The organism is Streptococcus pseudopneumoniae IS7493, assembly GCF_000221985.1.
GTDB classification, from domain to species: domain Bacteria; phylum Bacillota; class Bacilli; order Lactobacillales; family Streptococcaceae; genus Streptococcus; species Streptococcus pseudopneumoniae.
Genome location: NC_015875.1, coordinates 1390810 through 1414609 on the forward strand (window position 1 = coordinate 1390810; position 23800 = coordinate 1414609).

20 protein-coding genes and 4 pseudogenes are annotated in these 23800 nt (G+C 40.5%); 6 read left to right on the forward strand and 18 right to left on the reverse strand.

Translation table 11 applies throughout. From position 1 onward, the window contains the following. Positions 1–20 precede the first annotated feature (20 nt). Positions 21–620 carry a DUF6088 family protein gene (locus SPPN_RS07155; RefSeq protein WP_000998387.1) on the reverse strand — a complete coding sequence of 200 codons (600 nt, stop codon included), beginning with the start codon at positions 618–620 and terminating at the stop codon, positions 21–23. A gap of 603 nt (positions 621–1223) precedes the next feature. Then, positions 1224–2198 (reverse strand): Rpn family recombination-promoting nuclease/putative transposase, encoded by a 975-nt coding sequence (locus SPPN_RS07160; RefSeq protein WP_000603335.1) that lies wholly within the window; start codon positions 2196–2198, stop codon positions 1224–1226. 196 nt (positions 2199–2394) lie between these two features. On the opposite strand from SPPN_RS07160, the gene SPPN_RS07165 reads away from it, so the two are divergent. Both SPPN_RS07165 and SPPN_RS07170 read left to right on the forward strand, forming a co-directional pair. Next, on the forward strand, positions 2395–3372 hold the full coding sequence (locus SPPN_RS07165) for a Gfo/Idh/MocA family protein (protein ID WP_000915857.1): 978 nt from the start codon (positions 2395–2397) through the stop codon (positions 3370–3372). Beyond that, positions 3369–4451, forward strand: coding sequence for a DEAD/DEAH box helicase (locus SPPN_RS07170; RefSeq protein ID WP_000837546.1), 1083 nt, complete (start codon positions 3369–3371; stop codon positions 4449–4451). Before SPPN_RS07165 ends, SPPN_RS07170 begins: the two co-directional genes overlap by 4 nt. A 77-nt stretch (positions 4452–4528) precedes the next feature. On the opposite strand, the gene SPPN_RS13970 is transcribed toward SPPN_RS07170, so the two are convergent. Beyond that, a complete protein-coding gene (locus tag SPPN_RS13970) occupies positions 4529–4879 on the reverse strand; it encodes a hypothetical protein (RefSeq protein WP_014017297.1) in 351 nt (116 codons plus the stop codon). 96 nt (positions 4880–4975) lie between these two features. Next, positions 4976–6172, reverse strand: coding sequence for an elongation factor Tu (gene tuf, locus SPPN_RS07180; RefSeq protein WP_001040724.1), 1197 nt, complete (start codon positions 6170–6172; stop codon positions 4976–4978). Positions 6173–6574: 402 nt separating this feature from the next. Between tuf and SPPN_RS07185 the strand changes: the two are divergent. Next, positions 6575–6972, forward strand: a pseudogene (locus SPPN_RS07185) (transposase); the annotation flags it as partial. Positions 6973–7586: 614 nt separating this feature from the next. Here SPPN_RS07185 and gla read toward each other — a convergent pair. From gla to SPPN_RS14425, 6 genes and pseudogenes are all read right to left on the reverse strand, one after another. Next, positions 7587–8456 (reverse strand): aquaglyceroporin Gla, encoded by an 870-nt coding sequence (gene gla, locus SPPN_RS07190; protein ID WP_000348129.1) that lies wholly within the window; start codon positions 8454–8456, stop codon positions 7587–7589. Positions 8457–8678: 222 nt separating this feature from the next. Continuing rightward, on the reverse strand, positions 8679–9503 hold the full coding sequence (locus tag SPPN_RS07195) for a mucin-binding protein (RefSeq protein ID WP_000147100.1): 825 nt from the start codon (positions 9501–9503) through the stop codon (positions 8679–8681). A 4-nt stretch (positions 9504–9507) separates the two neighbouring features. Beyond that, positions 9508–10029 carry a mucin-binding protein gene (locus SPPN_RS14420; protein ID WP_158306301.1) on the reverse strand — a complete coding sequence of 174 codons (522 nt, stop codon included), beginning with the start codon at positions 10027–10029 and terminating at the stop codon, positions 9508–9510. Beyond that, positions 9987–11102: pseudogene (locus SPPN_RS13975) on the reverse strand (MucBP domain-containing protein). The gene SPPN_RS14420 and the pseudogene SPPN_RS13975 overlap by 43 nt, the downstream one beginning before the upstream one ends. A gap of 116 nt (positions 11103–11218) precedes the next feature. Continuing rightward, positions 11219–11487, reverse strand: a pseudogene (locus tag SPPN_RS14470) (hypothetical protein). Between the two features lie 1470 nt (positions 11488–12957). Continuing rightward, positions 12958–13032 (reverse strand): annotated as a pseudogene (locus SPPN_RS14425) (YSIRK-type signal peptide-containing protein); the annotation flags it as partial. 278 nt (positions 13033–13310) lie between these two features. Between SPPN_RS14425 and SPPN_RS07220 the strand changes: the two are divergent. After that, the gene (locus SPPN_RS07220; RefSeq protein WP_000121691.1) at positions 13311–15029 is read left to right on the forward strand and encodes a phospho-sugar mutase; all 1719 of its coding nucleotides are present in this window, start codon (positions 13311–13313) and stop codon (positions 15027–15029) included. A 111-nt stretch (positions 15030–15140) separates the two neighbouring features. Beyond that, complete coding sequence (locus SPPN_RS07225; protein WP_000434638.1) at positions 15141–15488, forward strand: DUF6568 family protein; 348 nt, start codon at positions 15141–15143, stop codon at positions 15486–15488. 278 nt (positions 15489–15766) lie between these two features. Here the strand turns inward: SPPN_RS07225 and SPPN_RS07230 are convergent, their stop codons facing one another. The 5 genes from SPPN_RS07230 to SPPN_RS07250 all read right to left on the reverse strand — a co-directional run bounded on the left by SPPN_RS07230 (position 15767) and on the right by SPPN_RS07250 (position 20427). Continuing rightward, positions 15767–16603: an amino acid ABC transporter substrate-binding protein gene (locus SPPN_RS07230; protein WP_000759194.1), complete on the reverse strand. Its 837-nt coding sequence runs from the start codon at positions 16601–16603 to the stop codon at positions 15767–15769. A 12-nt stretch (positions 16604–16615) separates the two neighbouring features. After that, on the reverse strand, positions 16616–17245 hold the full coding sequence (locus tag SPPN_RS07235; RefSeq protein WP_000891768.1) for an amino acid ABC transporter ATP-binding protein: 630 nt from the start codon (positions 17243–17245) through the stop codon (positions 16616–16618). A gap of 9 nt (positions 17246–17254) precedes the next feature. Further along, positions 17255–17896 (reverse strand): amino acid ABC transporter permease, encoded by a 642-nt coding sequence (locus SPPN_RS07240; RefSeq protein ID WP_000120831.1) that lies wholly within the window; start codon positions 17894–17896, stop codon positions 17255–17257. 145 nt (positions 17897–18041) lie between these two features. After that, a complete protein-coding gene (locus SPPN_RS07245; RefSeq protein WP_001065939.1) occupies positions 18042–19271 on the reverse strand; it encodes a tetratricopeptide repeat protein in 1230 nt (409 codons plus the stop codon). Further along, a complete protein-coding gene (locus tag SPPN_RS07250; protein WP_000435457.1) occupies positions 19261–20427 on the reverse strand; it encodes an AI-2E family transporter in 1167 nt (388 codons plus the stop codon). Before SPPN_RS07250 ends, SPPN_RS07245 begins: the two co-directional genes overlap by 11 nt. Before the next feature lie 143 nt (positions 20428–20570). Between SPPN_RS07250 and SPPN_RS07255 the strand changes: the two genes are divergently transcribed. Further along, complete coding sequence (locus SPPN_RS07255) at positions 20571–21584, forward strand: lactonase family protein (RefSeq protein WP_000665636.1); 1014 nt, start codon at positions 20571–20573, stop codon at positions 21582–21584. Here SPPN_RS07255 and SPPN_RS13320 read toward each other — a convergent pair. From SPPN_RS13320 to atpD, 3 genes are all read right to left on the reverse strand, one after another. Then, the gene (locus tag SPPN_RS13320; RefSeq protein WP_000376209.1) at positions 21581–21799 is read right to left on the reverse strand and encodes a hypothetical protein; all 219 of its coding nucleotides are present in this window, start codon (positions 21797–21799) and stop codon (positions 21581–21583) included. The two genes, SPPN_RS07255 and SPPN_RS13320, sit on opposite strands and share 4 nt — an antisense overlap. A gap of 118 nt (positions 21800–21917) precedes the next feature. Continuing rightward, positions 21918–22337: a F0F1 ATP synthase subunit epsilon gene (locus SPPN_RS07265; protein ID WP_000068041.1), complete on the reverse strand. Its 420-nt coding sequence runs from the start codon at positions 22335–22337 to the stop codon at positions 21918–21920. A 10-nt stretch (positions 22338–22347) separates the two neighbouring features. Next, a complete protein-coding gene (gene atpD, locus SPPN_RS07270; RefSeq protein WP_000094361.1) occupies positions 22348–23754 on the reverse strand; it encodes a F0F1 ATP synthase subunit beta in 1407 nt (468 codons plus the stop codon). Between the last annotated feature and the right edge of the window lie 46 nt (positions 23755–23800).

A 23800-nucleotide genomic window follows, 5' to 3' on the forward strand; every position in this document is an offset into this window, starting at 1 on the left:
CGATTTATCCTCAAACATCCCTATACCTCTGATATTTTCTTGATAATACTATATACCCAGACACTTGTAGTTTTACCTTCAGCTAGTAATGTTGACTTTTCTTCTTCAGATAATTTTTTCCGTAAGTAGTCAATCTGCTGAGAAGTAATGTTCTCTTTCCCCATTGCCTTGACAGATTGTATCACCATTGCAGTTAAGGTTGACATATTTGAAATATCTCCATTATTTCTATGCTTAAATTCTATTCTTGCCTTACCAACATTAAAACTGGCATATCTTCCATCTGATATATAGATCCATTTTGCTGGTACCTGCGTAGATAGACCAAGTAAATTAAGGGCTGTGTTTCCCGATGGAGCAATGGTCCAATTATATTTTCTAGCAATAGCATCAGCAACTTCATCCACAGAGGCCATTGCATACTCTCCAATCAGTTCTATATATTTTGGTTTATAATAAATACCTTTCAAAATGCGAGTAACCTTTTTGTCTTTTACAAGACGATTTAATGTACTACGAACAGTTTCATATCCTACAATTTCAAAGAAATCATTTGCTATAAAAACTTGATTCGATTCAAAATTTTCTATCCTGTTTACTATTTCCTGCTTATCGTTCATCTATCGCACCTCCTTTGCACCGAATATGATGCTATTTTGGGTGCGAGAGTCATTTTATCAAGAGGGAACAGACCTCTTACAATTTCTTATGTAACATCTCTATCTATTTTATCCCATTTCTTATTTCAGTAATCGCTTGATTATAAAAATCAGGATAGTCAGCCGTATTTATTTCTTTTATATTGTAAAATGAAATAAGAATAGGACGATTCGATCAGGACAGTCAAATCGATTTCTAACAATGTTTTAGAAGTAGAGGCGCACTATTCTAGTTTCAATCTACTATAATAGAAATTACTTTGACTTTCCTGACTGATTTGTTTAGTTCTTATTTCATTCAGATATGCTATGCATTAACCAATAGCGGATACCTACGGAGAACTTGCCACTCAGATGTAGGACCTGCCCATCATACAAAAAAACAGACTTCATCCCACAAAGAGATAAAATCTGTTACTATTTTCTACACGATATTTCCTAATTTTTAATCCAGCAGTTGGTCTACTTGGCTGATGACTCGCTCGGTAAAGGGCTTGTTGCCAAAAAACTCCAACCACGGCTTGCGAACCTCGTCTTTGCTGGTTTCTCTGTATTTTTTAGGTCTTATTTATGATGCTCTTTCAATAGTTCTTCAAACTCAGCCACAGTCATGCCTAATTGCTCACTCGCAACCTCAGGTGTTAGAAGACCTTGACGAACTAGATTTGCTAAACTTACTTTTAATCCCTGTTCGATGCCTTCAGCTCGTCCACGTTCAATTCCCTGTTCAATGCCCTCAGCTCGCCCACGTTCAAGACCGCGCTCCAGTCCTTGTTCAATCCCTTCCGCCCTAGCAGTTTCTAAGGCATAGTCCTGTGCTAACATGGCTTGTTCTTCTCGCCTGCGTTGTTCACTAAACATTTTCTTATCCTCCTCGGACCAACTCTTGTAGTCCAGCAGTTGATCTGCTTGGCTGATGGCTCGCTCGGGCTGCTGGGTAAAGGGTTTATTCCCGAAAAACTCTAACCATGGTTTACGAACCTTGTCTTTGCTGGTTTCTCTGTATTTTTTTAGTTCCAAGAAAGCCATCTTAACCAGATGGTTTTCCTGACCGTTATTTGTGATGGTTAAGACCTCACCTGTCGTGTCCTCTCGCATGCTAAAACTGTGGAAAGCCAAATCATCTTGAAAATAATTACTATCCACAATTGCAATAGCGTATACTGGTGCGATGTGTTTGTAGCTCTGGTGAGTATTGCCTTCTTGCTGGCGAATTTTTTCAAGATTTTGATTGACCTGACTGCACAGGTAAGCCCATAAACGATTGATGAAAAAATTCTGATGATGGACTTGGATTTCAATGATTACTTGAGTGCCATTATCCAACTCCGCCAAGACGTCTATACTGGTATAGAAATCCTGCGCCGAGTAGGGCAGGGAAGGCAAGACGTGAATGTTACTTCCCTCCAAAATCGTCACATTTTTTGCTGGCAAGTCCAGCATATCGCGAATAAATTGACAAGTGATTTCTGGATTGCTAAAAATTTTCTTAGCAACCAAGTCGTTGGTCGGGCTAATGCCCGGATGTCTTAGAATCATCCTTCTCCTCCTTCTATTATAGCACATTTTTTAATCTAATTTGCTAGATTTGATGCTTCTATCTATTTATTCGTAAAAGAAAGCTTTTCTTCAGAAGAAAGCTAATCGCTTATTTGAAATTTTTCCCCTCTGTTGGATAGTCCCGTCTATCTATGTTATAATAAAAGAAGGATTTAAAATCAGAAAAGGAGTATTTATGCTTAAATTAGGTATCATTGGCACTGGCGATATCAGCCACCACTTCATAGAAGCAGCCCATGCTAGTGGGAAATACCAGCTGGTCGCAGTCTATTCTAGGAAACTTGAAACCGCAGCAACCTTTGCTTCTCGCTATCAGGATATCCAACTATTTGATCAATTAGAAGACTTCTTCAAGAGCTCCTTCGATGTAGTCTATATTGCCAGTCCAAACTCCTTGCATTTTGCTCAGGCAAAGGCTGCCTTGTCTGCAGGTAAACATGTCATTCTTGAAAAGCCAGCTGTCACTCAGCCACAAGACTGGCCGGATTTGGTTCAAACAGCTGAAAAAAATCACTGTTTTATCTTTGAAGCAGCTCGTAATTACCATGAAAAAGCTTTCACTATCATCAAAAACTTTTTAGCAGACAAACAAATTTTGGGGGCAGATTTCAACTATGCCAAATATTCTTCCAAAATGCCTAACTTGTTGGCTGGGCATACGCCCAATGTCTTTTCAGAGCGTTTTGCTGGTGGAGCACTTATGGATTTGGGGATTTATCCTCTCTACGCTGCCGTTCGTCTCTTTGGAAAGGCTGAGGACGCAACCTACATGGCTCAACAGCTTGACAATAGCATGGACCTAAATGGAGACGGTATCCTCTTCTACCCTGACTTTCAAGTTCATATCAAGGCTGGGAAAAACATCACTTCCAATCTTCCTTGCGAAATTTACACAACAAATGGAACCTTGACCCTCAACACGATTGAGCATATTCGCTCAGCTATTTTTACCGACCACCAAGGCAATCAAGTCCAGCTCCCTATTCAACAGGCTCCTCATACGATGACTGAGGAAGTCACTGCATTTGCACACATGATTCAGCAACCAGACCAGACACTTTACCAGACTTGGCTGGATGATGCAGGCTCTGTTCATGAGCTACTATATACCATGCGCCAGACTGCTGGCATTAGATTTGAGGCAGAAAAATGAAAAGCAAACTACCTACTGAATGGCAAGAACTAAGTGACCAACTCGGTTTCCAAGAATTTACCCCCATTCAAACTCAACTATTTGAGCCCATTCTTGCAGGAGAAAATCTTCTAGGAGTAAGTCCAACAGGAACCGGTAAGACCCTAGCTTACCTCCTACCAAGTCTTCTCAGACTACAAAAGAAAAAAGCGCAGCAACTCTTGATTCTAGCACCAAATACAGAGCTTGCTGGACAGATTTTTGATGTATGTAAAACGTGGGCTGAGACTATCGGCTTGACTCCCCAACTCTTCTTATCAGGTTCGAGCCAGAAACGCCAGATTGAACGCCTAAAAAAAGGACCAGAAATTCTGATTGGAACTCCTGGACGTATCTTTGAACTCATTAAATTGAAAAAAATCAAGATGATGAATGTGGAAACCATCATCCTGGATGAATTCGACCAATTGCTAGATGATTCTCAGATTCACTTTGTTGAGAAAATCACTCACTACGCACCGCGTGACCACCAACTGGTCTACATGAGTGCCACGACTAAGTTTGACCAAGAAAAGATTGCGCCAAACACACGTACCATTGATCTCTCTGACCAAAAACTGGATAACATCCAACATTTCTATATGCAGGTAGACCAACGTCACCGAGTGGATATGCTACGAAAACTAGCTCATGTGGAGGATTTCCGCGGTCTGGTCTTCTTTAACAGCCTATCAGACCTTGGAAGTGCAGAGGAAAAATTACAGTATCGGGATATCTTGGCTGTTTCTCTCGCTAGTGATGTTAATGTCAAATTTAGAAAAGTCATCTTAGAAAAGTTTAAAGACAAGCAACTAACCCTGCTTCTAGCAACAGACCTTCTGGCACGTGGAATTGATATCGATAGCCTAGAATGTGTCGTAAACTTTGATATTCCTAGAGATATTGAAACCTACACTCACCGTGCTGGCCGTACTGGCCGTATGGGCAAGGAAGGTTATGTTATCACTCTCGTCACTCATCCAGAAGAACTTAAAAAACTTAAGAAATTTGCGAGCGTACGTGAAATTGTCTTGAAAAATCAAGAACTCTATATTAAATAAAGCCCCATCGCTCTATACACATCCAGTGTATGGAGCTTTTTATAAGCAATTCAATTTTATACTCTTCGAAAATCTCTTCAAACCGCGTCAGCTTCGCCTTGTCGTATGTATATGATACTGACTTCATCAGTCTTATCTGCAACCTCAAAACAGTGTTTTGAGCTGACTTCGTCAGTCTTATCTGCAACCTCAAGACAGTGTTTTGAGCTGACTTCGTCAGTTCTATCTGCAACCTCAAGACAGTGTTTTAAGCTGACTTCATCAGTTCTATCTACAACCTCAAGACCATGTTTTGAGCTGACTTCGTCAGTCTTATCTATAACCTCAAGACAGTGTTTTGAGCTGACTTCGTCAGTTCTATCTACAACCTCAAGACAGTGTTTTGAGCAGCCTGCAGCTAGCTTCCTAGTTTGCTCTTTGATTTTCATTGAGTATTAGTTCAATATCTGAAAAAAAGAACCTTGCAAAGCAAGATTCTTTTAGTGTCTGACTTAAATAATTGTTCTTCTGGGAACTAAATCGAATTAAGCTTCGATTTCTGTAACCATACCTGAACCAACAGTACGTCCACCCTCACGGATAGAGAATGTAGTACCTTGTTCTACGGCGATTGGGTGGATCAACTCAACGTCGATTGTCACGTTATCACCAGGCATTACCATTTCAGTACCTGCTGGAAGTTCGATTGAACCTGTAACGTCAGTAGTACGGAAGTAGAATTGTGGACGGTAGTTGTTGAAGAATGGAGTGTGACGTCCACCCTCTTCTTTAGTAAGGATGTAGACTTCACCTTTGAATTTAGTGTGTGGGTTGATTGAACCTGGTTTAGCGATAACTTGTCCACGTTCGATTTCATCACGTTGAACACCACGAAGAAGGACACCTACGTTATCTCCGGCAAGACCTTCGTCAAGTTGTTTACGGAACATTTCAACACCAGTAACAACTGCTTTTTGAGTTTCTTCTTTGATACCAACGATTTCGATTTCGTCGTTGACTTTAACGATACCACGGTCGATACGTCCTGAAGCAACTGTACCACGTCCAGTGATTGAGAATACGTCTTCGACTGGAAGAAGCAATGGTTTGTCAGTGTCACGTTCTGGTTCTGGGATGTACTCATCAACTGTGTTCATCAATTCCATAACGATGTCTTCGTATTTAGAGTCACCTTCAAGAGCTTTAAGAGCTGAACCTTGGATAACTGGAAGATCGTCACCTGGGAAGTCGTATTCTGACAATAGGTCACGGATTTCCATTTCAACCAATTCAAGCAATTCTTCGTCGTCTACCAAGTCAACTTTGTTCATGAAGACGATAAGGTGTTTAACACCAACCTGACGTGAAAGAAGGATGTGCTCACGAGTTTGTGGCATTGGTCCGTCAGTTGAAGCTACTACAAGGATAGCACCGTCCATTTGAGCGGCACCAGTGATCATGTTTTTAACGTAGTCCGCGTGTCCTGGAGCGTCGATGTGAGCGTAGTGACGTTTTTCAGTTTCGTACTCAACGTGCGCAGTGTTGATTGTGATACCGCGTTCGCGTTCTTCTGGAGCAGCATCGATAGACGCATAGTCTTTAGGTTGGTTAACTGATGAAGGCAAGCGACGTGCCAAAACAGTTGTGATAGCTGCAGTTAGGGTAGTTTTACCGTGGTCAACGTGTCCGATAGTACCAATGTTAACGTGTGGTTTACTACGATCGTATTTTTCTTTTGCCATTTGAGTAAAAGCCTCCAATAAAATATATTTTATAGATAGACAGTAGGCAATACAGTCTAACTTTCCTTACTATTTTATCAAATTTCAGCTAAATTGCAAGTGTTTTACAACGTTTTTGTGAATTATTCTTGGTAAAAATTTAACTGAAAGTTCTATAATGAAGTTAGCCACCCAGCCCTCCTAAAAATTAGATGGTTCAACTAGCTGATAGCTAGCACTCGATTTCATTTGATAAGAGGCTTGATGCTGTTAGGCTGACAAGCCAAGGCTAAGATTAGCCTTGGTTTAGCTGACAAAACTGCTTCAAGGGTTCCTCTTGTCAAATGAAAGCTCTTCTAGGCATAAGAAAACACCTCTGTGTTATACTTGTTGTTCAATCACAAACACAAGAAAGGCACAGAGATGCAAAACCATTATACTACAAAAGCCAAACATTTGATAATCGATAGCCGTCGCTTAATCGAACGATGGAAAAAGGAAGGGAAATCAAATAGAGAAATCGCCTCTTTACTTGGAAAAGCTCCTCAAACTATCCATACTGAAACAAGCGTGGGACAGTCCGACAATGTCTTGGAAAAGGACGCTTTAAAGAGGTTTATTCTGCCGACTATGCTCAACAGGCTTATGAAAATAATCGCAAGCGCTCGGTCAAGAAATCAAGATTGACCAAGGAGCTGAAGGAAAAGATTCTCCACTATCATAACCAAAAGGTTTCTCCTGAAATGATGGTCAAGGCTAAGGGCGTTAACGTGGGAATTTCTACCATCTACTACTGGATCCATCATGGAAAATTAGGATTGCCTTGGGGAATTTCTTCAAACCACATCAGCTTGGTCAGTTCTACCTGCGACCTCAAAACTTGTGCTTTGGTCAAGCTGGGTTTAGTTTCCTAGTTTGCTCTTTGATTTTCATTGAGTATAAGATTGCAGATAAAACGATAACAATCATAGGACACAGCAGAGCCAATGTTGGTCGAAGAATAGCCCCCTAATCGCTTATTTTATGGCAAAATGAAATAAAAACTAAACATTTTGTTGAGGAAGGCAAATCAATTCCTCACAATGTTCGAGAAAGAAGGGCGGACTATTCCAACTTCAACCCACTATAAAGCAGACTTACAAGATAGGGAACCCATCTCCGATAATATAATATATAGTAGAATGAAAACTGCACAATTTGATTGGGGAATTCAAACTAATTTCTCACAATGTTTGAGAAAAAGGGTCTATTATTTCAACTGCAACCTACTATAGCCCATTAAAGTTGGAATAACCCACTGAGACTTTTAAACCACTGCTGGAGAGGAGTTTGTGTCGATTTTCTTTCATTTCCCTGAAAAATCAAAAAGAGAGAACCAATCTGATCCTCTCTTACTTATAAATGGTGCTCACTCAAATGTTAAAGGAGCTATTTCTTAGAGATAAAGGAATTTGAATACAGCTACTGCCGCAATTGCTGCTGCAATAGGTGCTACTACTGGTACCCAAGAATACCACCATTTTGAATCGCCTTTATTCTCACCAAGAACTGATTTCGGAAGGAAAGCATGAAGGAGACGTGGCCCCAAGTCACGAGCTGGGTTCAAGGCAGGTCCTGTAGGTCCTCCAAGTGATGTTACCAAAGCCATAACGAGGAATCCAAGTGCCAAGTGAGCCACAGAAAGTCCTGAAGCAGTGTGTGGAGCCACCTGTGCTTTAATAGCCAAGTCAGAAAAATCAACTGTCTGTCCTGCTTGTGTTGCCATTTGTTTCATGTATTGAAGCACTTCAGCACCAAAGAAGTTTTTAGTCAAACCGAGAGCTGCAAAGAACAAAACAAATGAACCAACAAACTCGTTTACAAAACCATTAACAGTTGCTGCATAGCGACTTTCTTTTGTACCATGGTCAATACTTGAAATAGTTGAGAAAGTTCCCAAGATGTTATTTGGGTTTTCAGTTTTCAAGTAGAATGGACGGTGTGTTGCCACAACTAAGGCTTGACCAAAGATAGCCCCCAAGACTTGCGCGATAATGTAAGGTACCACTTGTGCCCAAGGGAAAAGACCGCTAACTGCAAGTCCTAGAGTGAAAGCAGGGTTGATGTGGTTCCCAGATACGTTACCAAACATCAAGGCTGGGATCATAACCCCCATACCATAACCAACAGCGATGACGAGCCAGCCACTTTGGTGACCTTTCGTACCTTTAAGTTCAACGTTGGCAACTGCACCATTCCCAAGAATGATCAAAATGGCAGTTCCCAAAAATTCAGTGGCATATTTCAGTGCCCATGTGAAATCCATTTGCTAGATTCTCCTTAAAATTTTTTAGATATTCTTTATTCTATCAATTTTTACCCTATTTATCAACTGATTTCTGGAAATATTTTTAAAAAAATAGGATTCAGAGTTTCCCAGTCTAATGAACTTGTAAGCGTTTTTAATCTTCTCGAAAGACCTCGTTCTCAAAACCAGGAAAAAGCCCACATCTGTGAGCTTTTCCTTGTTCCTAGATTCTAAAATCTATTATTTTTCATCTTCTTTTTTCTTGAAGAATCCTAATCCTAGACCAGCTAATAAGGTCATGATACCAGCGCTAGCCAAGGTAGCATTCGCTTCTGGACCTGTGTTTGGCAATTCCTCTCTTTTATTTGTCTCAGAAGTCGGAACTTCTGGGTCTGGACTCACTGGAATTTCAGTTTTTGGAGTACCTGGTTCTGGAGTTAGCTCTGGTATTGGAGTCTCTTGATTTGGTAGTTCTGGGTTTGGTGTCGGAACACTTGGATGCTCTGGATTTGGTTGTGGGTTTGGTTTGTCTGGAGTCGGTTCACCTGGAGCACCTGGTTCCTGAGGACTTGGAATTTCTGGAATTGGTTTTTCTGGTCTTGATAAACGGTCATACCTTACCAAAATAGTCGTACCTTTTGAATCTGCTGTTACTTCTGCATTCGATACTTTTGGTAAATCTGGTTTACCATAATTTTCAATTTCTGGCGATACGACTTCGTCCCAGTTGCCTGTTGTCCATTCACCTTCTGTCACGACTTTCGTCACTTTATTACGCTTGTTGGTTCTTGTTAATTCAACTGTTTGCGTAACTGGGCTAGCTACTTCTGTTGTTTCATCAGTCGCATCTACATACTTGATGGTACGGGTAACAGTTTCGCTTTCTTTAATATCTTCTGTAGCTTGCGGATATTTCACTACTTCGGTTGTATCTGTAGTTGTTGATGTTACAGTTGCTTCCGCTACAGTTGCCTTATCTGGGGCGTCATAGTTGGTTACAGTTGGAGAATCTTGAGAACCCCATGTACCTGTTGACCAGTCTCCTTCTGTTACTTTACCTGTCACTTTGTTACGCTTGTTGGTTCGCGTTAAGGTGACGGTTTGCGTCCCAGTTGCCTGTTGACCAAGTTCCTTCTGTCACGACTTTCGTCACTTTATTACGCTTGTTAGTTCTTGTTAATTCAACTGTTTGCGTAACTGGGCTAGCTACTTCGGTTGTTTCGTTGGCTTTATCGACATACTTGATGGTACGGGTAACAGTTTTAGTTTCTTTAACATCTTCTGTAGCTTGCGGATATTTCACAACGACTGTCTCATCTTTGCTTACTGATGTGACGGTCGCAGAAGAAACCGTAGCTGTTTCGGCTGGACCATAGTTTTCTACTGATGGTGAAACTTTTTCGTCCCAGTTTCCTGTTGTCCATTCACCGTAGGTTACAACTCCTGTTACCTTGTTCTCAGTTTTTGTACGACTTAAGGTTACAGGTTGAACAACATCTTCTTTGACAGTTTGGTTCGTAACTTTATCAACGTAATGAATGGTACGCGTTATAGTCTTCGTCTCAGTAGTGGTGGCTGTTTTAGGAACCACTGTTTCCTCAACATTCTCACGGTAGTAGTAGTTAACGGTTGCACCGTCTTCTGGTACAGTTCCTGTGGCATTTTCAGGAGTTGCTACCAAGGTGTATGTTGTTTTCCTTGTGATAACTCGGTCTTCTTTGTCCTCAGTTGTTGTTTTTCCTTCAATAACTTTTGCTTCTGTAGTATACTCAGAACCTATCGCTAAATCAGCTTGTACAACAGACTCTGCCAACTTCTCTTGGGTACCTTCTTTATAGTAATTGGCTGTTACTGTAGCAGTAGTAGGCGCTTCACGTTCCTCATATACATAAGTTACCGTTCTTACCCCGCTTACGATATTTCCTTCAGTAGGGGCAGAATTTTCCCCCAAATCTCTTTTGACTCTATAATGTTTCCCATTAGTCGTTGAGATAGTGCTGAGTTTTTTATCTGTGACATTATAGCTAGTACCAATCAGTTGTTTTTTATTGGTAATGTAGGTTCCGTCACTTTCTTTTTCTCCAATTCCAGTATCATTTTTCAATGATAGCAAATGCCCTTGTTCATCAACATAGCGAACTTTCACATTTCCTGAGATTAGTTCTGCCAATTCTGAGGTTTTCTTCTTTTTCTTGATTTCTTCGGTTATTTTCTTTTTCTCTTCTTCGGGAATATTTAGTTTTGGAATGATTTTTTCAACAACGGTTCGTGATGGTTCCACAGTATCTTGGATGACTGAAAAGTCAGCGAGAATTGGAAGATTATACTGAACACGGTGACTTTGAGGATTTACCCCTACTCTGTCATTATTCTCTGAAAATACTTGTACGGTATAAGAAACAACATCTTTTGCTAATAAAACATCCCCAGTAGAGAAGTAGCCACCTTTTCCTAGATTGCTATCTCCAGGACCCACTGCGTCCTTAATCTTATCAGATAGTTGTTTATCAGTCAGTACATTCGTTCGCACAATTCCTTTGTCTACCCCTACAAAGTGTGAGAAATGTTTGAAGTCTTCAGAATCAGATCTAGCCCAACCTTTATTAAGGTTATTTGCTTTTGTATTTGTATTGTCTCTCTCAAAGGTTTGGGAATCAACACCATATGTATCTGCACTTGCAGTTGCTTCTATATCTGACCCTTGAATACCTGCTTCCTTACTACCATTTCTAGCGGCGAGATAGGTGTATTTTTCTGTTTCTACTTCTAGCTGATCATCCTTAACATGATAGGTAATTTTCTTAGCACCTGGTATAAGAGTCCTCAGTAGTTTATATACTCTGTCATCAGCTTTAGCTGGAGGAGTGCTTGAGTTTAGCCAAGTTGGGGTATTAGGAGTATCTTTATCAGCAACTTTCAATAAATTATTTAATTCGTTTGATAGCTTTGAAGTTGACTGAGATGTGCTTGTGAATGTTTTTCCCCACTCTGAATCTCTTTCTTTTGATTTTTCTATACTTAAGAAGTCTTCCGTAACATTTAATACAATATCGCCTTGTTTTTTAACTTCTTCCCTAGCTTCTGCTTCCAATTGATTGTACAGTTTGGTATCTTCTTCTGTATAATATCTTCTGGGTTTACGGTGTAATGGAGTAAATTTTATTTTCTCATTACGAATTTTATTAACACGAGATTTAAACTCATCTTTAAAAAATTTGGAAATTTGGAAATTCGCCAGTTCTACATTTAAACCTTTTTTGTACAAGTTTTCATTTTGAACGATTTCGGCTACACGGTGAATGGTTTCATCGTATACCGTCTTCTCTTGGCCAGCAGTATCCTTAGTTTTAATGACTACTCGATAGGTTCCTTTAGAACCATTAATATCTGAGATATATCCTGTCACAAATTCCACACGAACACGGCTTCCGAAGCCAGGAGAAAAGGCAGTAAACTGCTTCTCTATCCCATTATATCCAACTACACCTGGAGAATATTTATTATACTTATCTTTTTCTAAAAATGGGAGATTCTTAAATTCGGTGGAGTTCTTATTAGCACGTTCATTTTGAGCACGTGGATCATACTTCGAATTATCTGAAACCGTCTCGTCACGATTAGCTCGTGTACGTCCTTTAACAAGCATAAGCATGTATTTAAAACGACGGTCTAATGCTTGTTCGTGCACAAAGATGTTATCTAAGGCATCTGCCCCAAGCATACCACCTTGTTCAATCGTACCATCTTCTTTCTTATACCAACCTGTAAAGTAACCATCTGCATTTTTCTTACCAATAACGAATTTACCTGGTCTGCCATCTTTACCTGCAATCGCTGTCCATCCACCGAAAGAATCAAGTTCTCTTATTTCACCATCTTGTAATTTATCTCCTGTACCATCTTCACTGACTTTGCCGTTTTTAAATCTAAGAGCATCCCCAAGGGTGTTCATACTACGCAAGTAAGAACGTTCATTATTTTGGAAGTCGTCTGGCATATTTTTTACAATATCCCATAATTGTTCGAGAGTCAGATTTTCCTTAGGAGTATCAAATTTCAGATGGGCATTCTTATCATCCCCACCTGTCTCTCCATCTTTAGGCACAATGACCCCGGGCTGGTGTTCTTTTACTGTGTCACCCTTACGATTGGCATCCAGTAAATCTGAATCAGTATCTGCTGTGTCTGAACCTCCCTCATTTCCAGAAGTCGGCTCTGATTCAGTTCCTGTAGCTCCATTCGATGAATCACTTGACTCCCCATCAGCTAATTCTCTTTTACTACGAGTACGAGGTTTCGTACTTTCTGGAGTTACTAGCGGATTGTCAGCTACGGGAGCATTATAGGTGTTTGCTGCTGCATCAGTATGACTGAGGTCAGTCTTGTTTTCTGGCTCTCCAATTCCAGACTGTCCTGGATCTGTCGGGTTTGCTGTCCTCTCAGCTTCCCTCGCTGACTCCACGCCCTCAGCATGAGCAATCCCAGCTCCCATCAAAAGATAGAGCGCCCCAATGACAACACTAGCTGCACCGACACTCACTTTTCGAATACTGTATTTTAATTGTTTTTCTGGACTATTCATGACTACCTCCATATATATATATCAAAAGATATATATTATAACAGATCTTATATAATAATCCTCATTTTAAATTATACAACGAATAAGGTTTAATTTCAATTTTTTAGAGACTACAAATAGGATAAACTTGACTTGTCATTTCGGTTTGTAATTAACACACTTAAATCAAAATTATGAATAGTACAGTCTTCTTCGCTCATTGACTAAAAACTTATGCTACCGTTTTACTAAAATGCTAAAAAGTGCTATAATGTGAACGGTTAAAACAATTTACAAAAAGGAGAATTTTAATGTCTTACCAAGAAAATTACCAGAAATGGGTTGATTTTGCGGAGCTTCCTGACTATCTTCGTCAAGATTTGGAAAATATGGACGAAAAAACAAAGGAAGATGCCTTCTATACAAATCTTGAATTTGGTACTGCAGGTATGCGTGGCTTGATTGGTGCTGGTACAAACCGCATCAACATCTACGTTGTTCGTCAAGCTACTGAAGGATTGGCTCGTTTGATTGAGTCAAAAGGTGGAAACGAGAAAGAACGCGGTGTAGCAATCGCCTACGATAGCCGTCACTTCTCACCTGAGTTTGCCTTTGAATCTGCGGCAGTTCTTGCTAAACACGGTATCAAATCTTATGTATTTGAAAGCCTTCGTCCAACTCCAGAACTCTCATTTGCAGTTCGTCACCTCAACTGTTTCGCGGGTATCATGGTCACAGCCAGTCACAACCCTGCACCATTTAACGGTTACAAGGTTTACGGTGAAGACGGTGGACAAATGCCTCCACACGACGCAGACGCTTTGACTACTTATATCCGTGCAATCGAAAACCCATTTGCGGTAGAAGTTGCTGATGTGGAATCTGAAAAAGCTTCTGGCTTGATTGAAGTTATCGGCGAAGCTGTCGATGTGGAATACCTCAAAGAAGTGAAGGACGTTAACATCAACCCAGCCTTGATTGAAGAATTTGGTAAAGACATGAAGATTGTCTACACACCACTTCATGGTACTGGTGAAATGTTGGCTCGTCGTGCTCTTGCCCAAGCAGGATTTGACTCTGTTCAAGTCGTTGAAGCGCAAGCAACTGCTGACCCAGACTTCTCAACTGTAAAATCTCCAAACCCAGAAAGCCAAGCAGCCTTTGCACTTGCTGAAGAACTTGGTCGTCAAGTTGGTGCAGATGTTCTTGTGGCAACTGACCCTGATGCTGACCGTGTTGGTGTTGAAGTTCTTCAAAAAGATGGTAGCTACCTCAACCTTTCAGGTAACCAAATCGGTGCTATCATGGCAAAATACATCTTGGAAGCCCACAAAAACGCTGGAACTCTTCCTGAAAATGCAGCCCTTTGCAAATCGATCGTATCAACTGACTTGGTAACGAAGATTGCTGAAAGCTACGGCGCAACCATGTTCAACGTTCTGACTGGTTTCAAATTCATCGCTGAAAAAATCCAAGAATTCGAAGAAAAACACAATCACACATACATGATGGGATTTGAAGAAAGCTTCGGTTACTTGATTAAACCATTCGTACGTGATAAAGACGCTATCCAAGCCGTTCTTGTCGTTGCTGAACTTGCTGCCTACTACCGTTCACGTGGTTTGACCCTTGCTGACGGTATCGAAGAAATCTATAAAGAGTACGGCTATTATGCAGAAAAGACAATCTCTGTTACCCTTTCAGGTGTCGATGGTGCTGAACAAATCAAAGCGATTATGGCTAAATTCCGTAACAATGCTCCAAAAGAATGGAACGCAACGGCTATCACTGTCGTAGAAGACTTTAAAGCTCAAACTGCTACTGCAGCTGACGGTACTGTTACAAACTTGACAACTCCTCCAAGTGATGTGTTGAAATATACACTTGCTGACGGTTCATGGATTGCTGTTCGCCCTTCAGGTACAGAACCAAAAATCAAGTTCTACATTGCAGTTGTAGGGGAAACAAACGAAGAATCACAAGCTAAAATTGCTAACATCGAAGCAGAAATCAATGCTTTTGTAAAATAAAGTCCTATAAAAGATGAGACAAACCAATCTCATCTTTTTTTCGTATCAAATCTAAGCAATTTTAGAAACTTTATGGCATACTAGACTTATCAATGAAAGCGAGGTAATCTCATGGAACAATTTTTAGATAACATCAAAGACCTTGAAGTCACTACAGTTGCGCGTGCGCAAGAAGCTCTTGATAAAAAAGAAACTGCAACCTTCTTTATCGGTCGCAAAACTTGCCCTTACTGCCGTAAATTTGCAGGTACATTGTCAGGTGTCGTAGCTGAAACCAAAGCCCACATCTACTTCATCAACAGTGAAGAAGCAAGCCAACTCAATGAGTTGCAAGCATTCCGCTCACGCTATGGAATCCCAACTGTACCAGGATTTGTTCACGTTGCGGATGGACAAATCAATGTCCGTTGCGACTCTTCAATGTCAGCACAAGAAATCAAAGATTTCGCAGGATTGTAAAAAATCAGCTAACAAGTCTTAAAATCACAAAAACGCATAATATAAGGTGCCAGAAAACCTTGATATTATGCGTTTTATTGTTCCTAAAACAGTTACATCAGCATTTCATTACAGAACATTTTAATTTTGGAAGTCAAATCAATTTTTAACAATGGTTTAGAAATCACAGTGGGCTATTCCATATTCAATTATCCAGATTCAATCGCTATTATCGTTTTCCTAGATTACAAAAAACTGCGTTTTGCTAATCAAAACGCAGTCTCAGCCACTATTTTATCTTACTGTCCTTCTTTTACTTCTTTGGTTGCTACATCTTCTCCAAACCATTTTTGGCTGATTTCTTGGAACTTGCCGTCCTTGTAAAGACTAGAAAAAGCTTCATTTATCTTCTTAACCAGAGTTGTATCTTCCTTACGGGCTCCAACCGCAAAAGCTTCTGTTTCTAGTCCAACTGTAAAGACATTATAATCGTTTAAAACACCTTCTGCTTCTAAATAATAATTTGCATAGACACGGTCAATCAATAGACCATCAATTCGATCATTTTTCAAATCAATCAAGGCTTCATTAAAGGTTTGGTATTGATTCGCTTCCTTATTAGCGACAATATCCTTTAAAATCGCTGGGTTTGCTTCAAAGTCCGCATAACCAGATGAACCAGCTTGAGCTCCTAATGTCTTTCCATCCATATCCTTTGCAGTCGTGATACCAGATGATTTCTTGGTCACCAATACCTGCTCATTCTTCATATATGAGTTACTGAATGCTACCTTTTCACGGCGTTCGTCGGTAGCGGAATAGCCATTCCAAATCAGATCAATCGTTCCTTTTGTCAATTCAGCTTCTTTCAAATCCCAATCAATCGGTTGCCAGTTTACTGTGATTCCGTATTTTTCAAAAACAGCTGTAGCTAAATCAATATCAAATCCTGCATAAGAACCATCTTTCTGAGCAAATCCCATTGGAACAAAAGTGCTATCAAATCCAATAGTAATAGACTTGTTAGACTCGTACTTAGACCAATTATCTCCACTAGTTTCGCTAGTATTTTTCCCACAAGCTACTAAGAACAAAGCAGTCATCAGACTGACTAATACAAGCATCCATTTTTTCATCCATTTTTCCTCCTATTTAGGTTCTACTTTCAATAATACATCTGCGATATTTTCAGCAAACTGCAAATCATGGGTTACCACAATCTGGGTCATGCCAAGTTCCCTATTTTGCAAGATCAGTTTTTCCACTTCCAAGCGTAATTCTGGATCCAGGGCAGAAGTTGGTTCATCGTAGCCAATGATTTCTGGGTCAATCATCATAGCACGCGCCAAAGCCACCCGCTGCTTTTGCCCACCAGATAGCGAGAAAGGATAGGCATCTGCGTGTCCTCCTAATCCTAACTGTTCCAAGAGTCCACTCGCCTTCTTCTCAGCCTCCTCCTGCTTCATTCCCATGGTCTTCACAGGCGATAAGGTCAAATTGTCCAGAACTGATAAATGAGGGAACAGTTGAAAATCTTGGAAGACAAATCCCAGTAGATTGCGCTTCTGTAATTCATCCAGCTCTAAGGAATCTCCATTATAAAAGATTTGCCCTGAATCAATAGTTTCAAGACCTGCAAGCATACGTAAAAGAGTTGTCTTACCTCCACCAGAAGGTCCAACGATAGCCAGGATTTGCTTTTCAGGAATACTTAGACTGAAATTAGACAGGATTTGTTTATCTCCAAAGACTTTATTGATATTTCGTAATTCTAACATGGCAGCCTCCTATCTATAATAACTATACTTCTTCTCAACTTTTTTGGAAATAATTGTCACAATCCCAATCAAAATCAAGTAAATGGCTCCTGCCAAGAACATAGGAACCAGACTAGCATCACGGTTGGCAGCTGTTCGACTAGCCAAGATAAGATCAGAAATTCCTAGAGCATAGACCAGAGAGGTATCCTTGACCAAACTCATAACTTCGTTAAAGACACTAGGAAGAACAATCTTGGTCACTTGGGGCAAGATAATATAGCGCACTGTGTCAAAAGGGCTAAACTTCAAGACCTTGGCTGCCTCATACTGTCCTCTTGGAATAGTGTCAATTCCCCCACGGAAAATTTCTGCAAAGTAAGCCGCATAATTCAAAACAAAGGCAATAATAGCTGCAGGAAGGCGGTCTAAACGAATCCCAATACTTGGGAGCACATAATAAATAAAAATCAATTGCAAGAGCAAGGGGGTGCCACGCATAACCCAGATGTAAATGTTAATCAGATAATGGAGGGGCTTCCAATGGACTTGCAAGGCAAAGGCAATCAAAACGCCCAAAGGAATCGAAAATAGCAAGACCAGTGCAAAGACCTGTACAGTCGTGCTCGCACCATTCAGTAAACTCGGTAATATCTCAAATAAATAAGACATACTGCACCTCCTAAAAGTAATTGTTCCTATTATAGCATGAATAAACAAAATAACCAACCATTTTTGCAAAAAAATTCTATCATATACAAATAAAAACCGTAGCTATCAAAAGAGATAAACTACAGTTCTATATGTTTAAACATTCTTACAATCTCTCAAACAGTTCTTGCATTTGCACATCATCTGGAACCAGTTTTAAGTAAGCTTGTGCATTGACTTTTGCTTCCTCAAAGTAGCCCAATTCACGCAAGACATAGATATAGTGTTCCAAAAACTCTGGATTGTCCTTTAAATCTCCTGCCAACTCTTGGTAATGCTCATAGGCAGTATCCAAATCGTCCATTTCTTGATAGGAACGAGCAATCATCCACTTGGTCAAGAGATTTTCTGGCTCATCGCTCTGCAAGTCTAGAATATCCTCATAACGCTCCTGCTCCAGATAAATAGTGGCTAAACGAAGCAAGATTTCTTCTGTATCCTCAGCGTCTTCTTTAGCTGTTAGGAGATAATTTTCTGCCCCACTTGCATCATGCAATTCATAAGAGAATTGCGAAGCAGCTAGCAAGAGGCGAGTTTCAAAGGGATTTTTCTCTAAGCCTTGCTTAGCGATACGCAGGGCTTCTTGAACTTGATGTTCCTTATGTAAGGCCTGGCTATAACCATATTCATAGCCTTCAAAGTCAGGAGAAATGGTATCAAGCTGCTTAAAGTAAAGGGTGGCTTTTTGGTATTCTTCTTGATCAAAGTAAAGGCTGGCCAACTCAAAAGCTGTTAGGTCATCGTATTCTAACTCCAGGGCTTTTTCTAAAAACTCAGTAGCCGTTTCAAATTTCCCTAACTGGGCATAGGCAAAACCAATTCGTTGATAGGTGGAAATGCCCGTTTGCTCATAAATAGTACGATTATCTAACTGGGCATAGCCTTGAATGGCCTCTTGGTAATTTTCCAACTCACTATCCAACTCTGCCAAACCCAATATCAAGAGAGGATCCTCTGAGTAGGTCAAAGCCTCCAGCAATTTCTCACGCGCCACATCTGTCAAACCTTCCATCTGGTAAAGATCTGCCTTCAAAGCCAAAGCCGAAACATACCAGTCACTGTCAGCTTGGATTTCCTCAAGATAAGCAAAGGCTTCTTCGATTTGACCATCCTCACTAGCAATTGCAGCTAGATTAAGATGAAGCTCTGGGAAATCCTCTACAATTTTCAGGTAAATCTCCTTTGCCTGAGGATAAAAACCAATTCCTTCAAGATAAGTTGCCAACTCATACAGAAGGTCACTTGGATCATTTTCTAAAGCTTTGACGAAATAGTGCTCAGCCTTGGCTAAATCTTGCTCCTCCAAAGCCTGTAACATCTGTTGACTATTGTTCACTTTTGACTTCCTCGCCCTCTAATTCATATAGACCACTGACTGCCTTATACCATTCGAAAATGGCTGAAATGACAACCTTAGCAGAGGCATAAACTGGAATACCAAGTAAAACTCCCCAGATACCAAACATAGATCCTGAAGTTAACAAAACAAAGAGAACATTAATGGGATGGATGTTTAATTGACTTCCCAAAATCAATGGAGAGACAAAACGGCCTTCAATAGTTTGTTCTACGATAAAGACAATCACTACTTTCAAAAGCATGACTGGCCCAGCAATCAAGCCCAAAACTAGGGCAGGAAGCATGGCTAGGAAGCTACCAAGATAAGGAACCAGATTTAAAATACCAGCAGTAACACCAAGCGTAACCGCATAACGTAGACCGATAATCTTAAAGAAGATAATAAACATTACTGCTACAATAATAGCCACTGTTACTTGCCCTCGAACATAGTTGGACAACTGTTGATTCACATCTGATAAAACTTGTCCAACAGGTTCCTTCAATTTTCTTGGCATAAATTGGGTCAAATAGTTACGCAAGCCTTTCCCATCACGCAAGAGATAAAAGAGCATGAACGGAACGATAATCAAGGCAACAATCACTTGAGAAGCCCCACTAATAAAGGCACTCACCCAGTTGACTGCCCGAGATGAAACCTTGCTCGCCCAAACTGTAGCCTGGCTAGAAAAATTGGTCAAAACTTGCTCTAATTGAGGTCTGAAATCATCTGGCAGGTGCTGGGCTACCAATCCATTAACAATCCTATCTATATCTTCTAAGTAAACAGGAACGTTTCTTGCAAAGGTCAAAACCTGACGTTGCAGATTTGGAATGGCGACTGCCAAGCCCCAAATGATAAAGAGAGCGATGATAACAAAGACAATAGTGATAGCTATAACACGATTAACCTTATGCTTCTCCATCCAATCAACAATAGGATTCAACAAATAATATAACAAACCAGACAAAATGACTGGCAACATCACAACTGCTAAAAAGTCTAAAACAGGTGAAAATAGAAAACTAATCTTACTTAAAATAAAAAGATTGAGTCCCAATAATAAGGTTACTAAAAATACCGTAATGGCCTTGTTATCTAAAAACCACTTAAAAAACCAAGATAGGCTAAAATGTTTCTCTTTTTGCTCCATAAATACTTCCTTTCTATCGTTCTCTCATTATACCATTTTTAAATCAAAATAACTCTTTTTTAAAGTGCTTACATCTAATTGGATGTCTTTAATTGGCTTGTTTTTGTGATATAATAGTCTTATCTTTATATAGAGGTAACGTTATGAAAGAAACTGTTTATTTTGGAACTTATACACGTCGTACTTCCCAAGGGATTTACAAGGCTGACTTTGATACAGAAACTGGTCAGCTTTCAAATCTAGAACTTTTTACAGCTGAGCCAAGTCCAACCTACCTTGCCTTTGACCAGCACCAACACCTATACACTGTTGGTAGTCAAGACGATAAGGGAGGGATTGCAGCCTATCAAACTGACGGGGCTTTATTAAATCACGTCGTTGAAAAAGGAGCTCCCCACTGTTATGTTGCCGTTGATGAAAAGCGTAATTTGGTCTATGCAGCCAACTACCACAAGGGACAGGTCCTTGTTTATAAACGTCAGAAGGATGGGAGTCTTCTACTTAGTGATATGGATCAACACAGTGGCCAAGGTCCACATGAAAATCAAGCTTCCCCCCATGTTCACTATACAGATTTAACACCTGACCACTATCTAGTGACCTGCGACTTGGGTACTGACCAAGTTATCACTTATGACCTTGATCAAGAAGGGAAATTATCTAAACTCTATACCTACAATAGCCAGCCAGGAGCGGGCTCACGTCATATCGTTTTCCATAACCACTATAAAATCGCTTATCTGATTTGTGAACTCAATAGCACTATCGAGGTTCTAATCTACGATGGCGTTGGCGAATTTGAACGTATGCAAGTGATTTCAACTCTACCAGACGGTTATGAAGGCTTTAATGGAACCGCTGCTATTCGTCTCTCTACAGACGGTAAATACCTCTACGCTTCTAACCGTGGTCATGATTCTATCGCAGTATATACCATCCTTGCGGACGGTAGCTTAGAGTTATTAGAAATCGTTCCAACACATGGTCAGACTCCACGTGATTTTGATTTGACACCTGACCAAAAATTTCTCATTGCTGTCCACCAAGACTCTGACAATGCAACTGTCTTTAAACGTAATTGTGACAATGGTCGTCTAGCAGAACTCTCCAACGACTTCCATGTTCCCGAAGCAGTCTGCATCCGTTTTGCTCCTTAATACTCTTCAAAAATCTCTTCAAACCACGTCAGCGTCGCCTTACCGTAGGTATGGTTACTGACTTCGTCAGTTCTATCCACAACCTCAAAACTGTGTTTTGAGCTGACTTCGTCAGTTCTATCCACAACCTCAAAACTGTGTTTTGAGCTGACTTCGTCAGTTCTATCCACAACCTCAAAACTGTGTTTTGAGCTGACTTCGTCAGTTCTATCCACAACCTCAAAACTATGTTTTGAGCAACCTATGGCTAACTTCCTATGTTTGCTTTTTGATTTTTATTGAGTATAAAACACCATAAAAAAATGAACTTGGAATTTTCAAGTTCATTTTTTCTTATAGTCTATTTCCGACATTAATACGGTTAATGGCACGTTGCAGTGCAATCTTCGCACGACGTTCTTGGTCAATCAAGTGTTTGTCTTGTGCTTCTTCAATTGCACGTTCTGCACGAAGTTTGGCACGTTCTGCACGACTGATATCGATATCACGAGCACGTTCTGCAGAGTCAGCGACGATTGTGATCATATCATTGGCAATTTCAATAACACCGCCGTTTACTGCAATCCAGTTCACGTGATCTTCATCATCAATACGTTTTACCTTTACTTCATCAACTGCTAAAACCGCAATCATATTTTCATGTCGTGGCAAGATCCCCATCTCACCATCCAGAGTTCGAACCGATACATAGCTGGCATGGTGATCATAGACGAGACCATCTGGTGTCACGATCTGGACAGTTAACTGAGCCATAGATCACCTCTTAAAATCCTATTTTTTCAGCTTTTACAATCACATCTTCGATAGAACCTACACCACGGAAGGCATCTTCTGGCAAGTGGTCGTATTTACCATCAAGGATTTCCTTAAAGCCACGTACAGTTTCAGCAACTGGAACATATGAACCAGGCTGACCAGTAAATTGTTCCGCAACGTTGAAGTTTTGTGACAAGAAGAACTGGATACGACGGGCACGTGCAACCAAGGTCTTTTCTTCATCAGAAAGTTCATCCATACCAAGGATAGCAATGATATCTTGCAATTCATGGTAACGTTGAAGAACGCGTTTTACTTCAGCAGCAACTGCATAGTGCTCTTCTCCAACGATTTCAGGTGCTAAGGCACGTGAACTTGAAGCAAGTGGGTCAACGGCTGGGTAGATACCCAATTGTACCAACTTACGTTCCAAGTTGGTTGTTGAATCCAAGTGAGCAAAGGCTGTTGCTGGCGCTGGGTCAGTATAGTCATCCGCTGGCACATAGATAGCCTGGATAGAGGTTACAGAACCCTTCTTAGTTGATGTAATACGTTCTTGCAATTGACCCATTTCCGTAGCAAGTGTTGGTTGGTAACCAACGGCTGATGGCATACGACCCAAAAGGGCAGATACTTCTGAACCAGCCTGAGTGAAACGGAAGATATTATCGATAAAGAGAAGCACGTCTTGGCCTTCTACATCACGGAAGTATTCAGCGATTGTCAAACCAGTAAGGGCAACACGCATACGTGCTCCTGGTGGCTCATTCATCTGACCAAATACCATGGCTGTTTTCTCGATAACGCCTGATTCTTTCATTTCCCAGTAAAGGTCATTCCCTTCACGAGTACGTTCCCCAACACCGGTAAATACTGAAATACCACCGTGTTCTTGGGCAATGTTGTGAATCAATTCTTGGATTAAGACGGTTTTACCAACTCCGGCACCACCGAAAAGTCCAACCTTACCACCTTTAAGGTAAGGGGCAAGAAGGTCGATAACCTTAATCCCTGTTTCAAGGATTTCAGAAGAGGTAGACAATTCATCAAAAGTTGGAGCTTTTTTATGAATTGGCTGACGCTCTGCGTCTTCTGTAAAAGGAGCTTCCAAGTCAATGGTATCTCCCAAAACGTTGAAGACACGTCCCAAAGTTTCTTTACCTACTGGTACAGAGATTGGACGACCTGTGTCCAATACTTCCATTCCACGAGTCAACCCATCTGTTGATTCCATGGCGATAGTACGGACCATACCATCTCCCAACTCCAAGGCTACTTCAAGGACGATTTTTGTTTTTCTTTCGTCATTTTTGTAGACGACAAGTGCATTGTTAATCTCAGGAAGTTTTTCCCCTGCTGCAAACAAGACGTCTACAACGGGACCGATAACCTGAGCAATTTTACCTGAACTCATCTCCTTCTCCTATTCTATATAAGATACTGTCGGTTCCTAGCTCAAC

What these genes read in the sequence shown, in the direction of transcription:
- gla (WP_000348129.1), bottom strand. Translation starts at nt 8,456, where the DNA reads ATGGATTTCACATGGGCACTGAAATATGCCACTGAATTTTTGGGAACT.
- tuf (WP_001040724.1), bottom strand. Translation starts at nt 6,172, where the DNA reads ATGGCAAAAGAAAAATACGATCGTAGTAAACCACACGTTAACATTGGT.
- SPPN_RS07155 (WP_000998387.1), bottom strand. Translation starts at nt 620, where the DNA reads ATGAACGATAAGCAGGAAATAGTAAACAGGATAGAAAATTTTGAATCG.
- SPPN_RS07240 (WP_000120831.1), bottom strand. Translation starts at nt 17,896, where the DNA reads ATGTCTTATTTATTTGAGATATTACCGAGTTTACTGAATGGTGCGAGC.
- SPPN_RS07235 (WP_000891768.1), bottom strand. Translation starts at nt 17,245, where the DNA reads ATGTTAGAATTACGAAATATCAATAAAGTCTTTGGAGATAAACAAATC.
- SPPN_RS07255 (WP_000665636.1), top strand. Translation starts at nt 20,571, where the DNA reads ATGAAAGAAACTGTTTATTTTGGAACTTATACACGTCGTACTTCCCAA.
- SPPN_RS07225 (WP_000434638.1), top strand. Translation starts at nt 15,141, where the DNA reads ATGGAACAATTTTTAGATAACATCAAAGACCTTGAAGTCACTACAGTT.
- SPPN_RS13970 (WP_014017297.1), bottom strand. Translation starts at nt 4,879, where the DNA reads ATGAAAATCAAAGAGCAAACTAGGAAGCTAGCTGCAGGCTGCTCAAAA.
- SPPN_RS07250 (WP_000435457.1), bottom strand. Translation starts at nt 20,427, where the DNA reads ATGGAGCAAAAAGAGAAACATTTTAGCCTATCTTGGTTTTTTAAGTGG.
- SPPN_RS07165 (WP_000915857.1), top strand. Translation starts at nt 2,395, where the DNA reads ATGCTTAAATTAGGTATCATTGGCACTGGCGATATCAGCCACCACTTC.
- SPPN_RS07160 (WP_000603335.1), bottom strand. Translation starts at nt 2,198, where the DNA reads ATGATTCTAAGACATCCGGGCATTAGCCCGACCAACGACTTGGTTGCT.
- SPPN_RS07230 (WP_000759194.1), bottom strand. Translation starts at nt 16,603, where the DNA reads ATGAAAAAATGGATGCTTGTATTAGTCAGTCTGATGACTGCTTTGTTC.
- SPPN_RS07265 (WP_000068041.1), bottom strand. Translation starts at nt 22,337, where the DNA reads ATGGCTCAGTTAACTGTCCAGATCGTGACACCAGATGGTCTCGTCTAT.
- atpD (WP_000094361.1), bottom strand. Translation starts at nt 23,754, where the DNA reads ATGAGTTCAGGTAAAATTGCTCAGGTTATCGGTCCCGTTGTAGACGTC.
- SPPN_RS07220 (WP_000121691.1), top strand. Translation starts at nt 13,311, where the DNA reads ATGTCTTACCAAGAAAATTACCAGAAATGGGTTGATTTTGCGGAGCTT.
- SPPN_RS07170 (WP_000837546.1), top strand. Translation starts at nt 3,369, where the DNA reads ATGAAAAGCAAACTACCTACTGAATGGCAAGAACTAAGTGACCAACTC.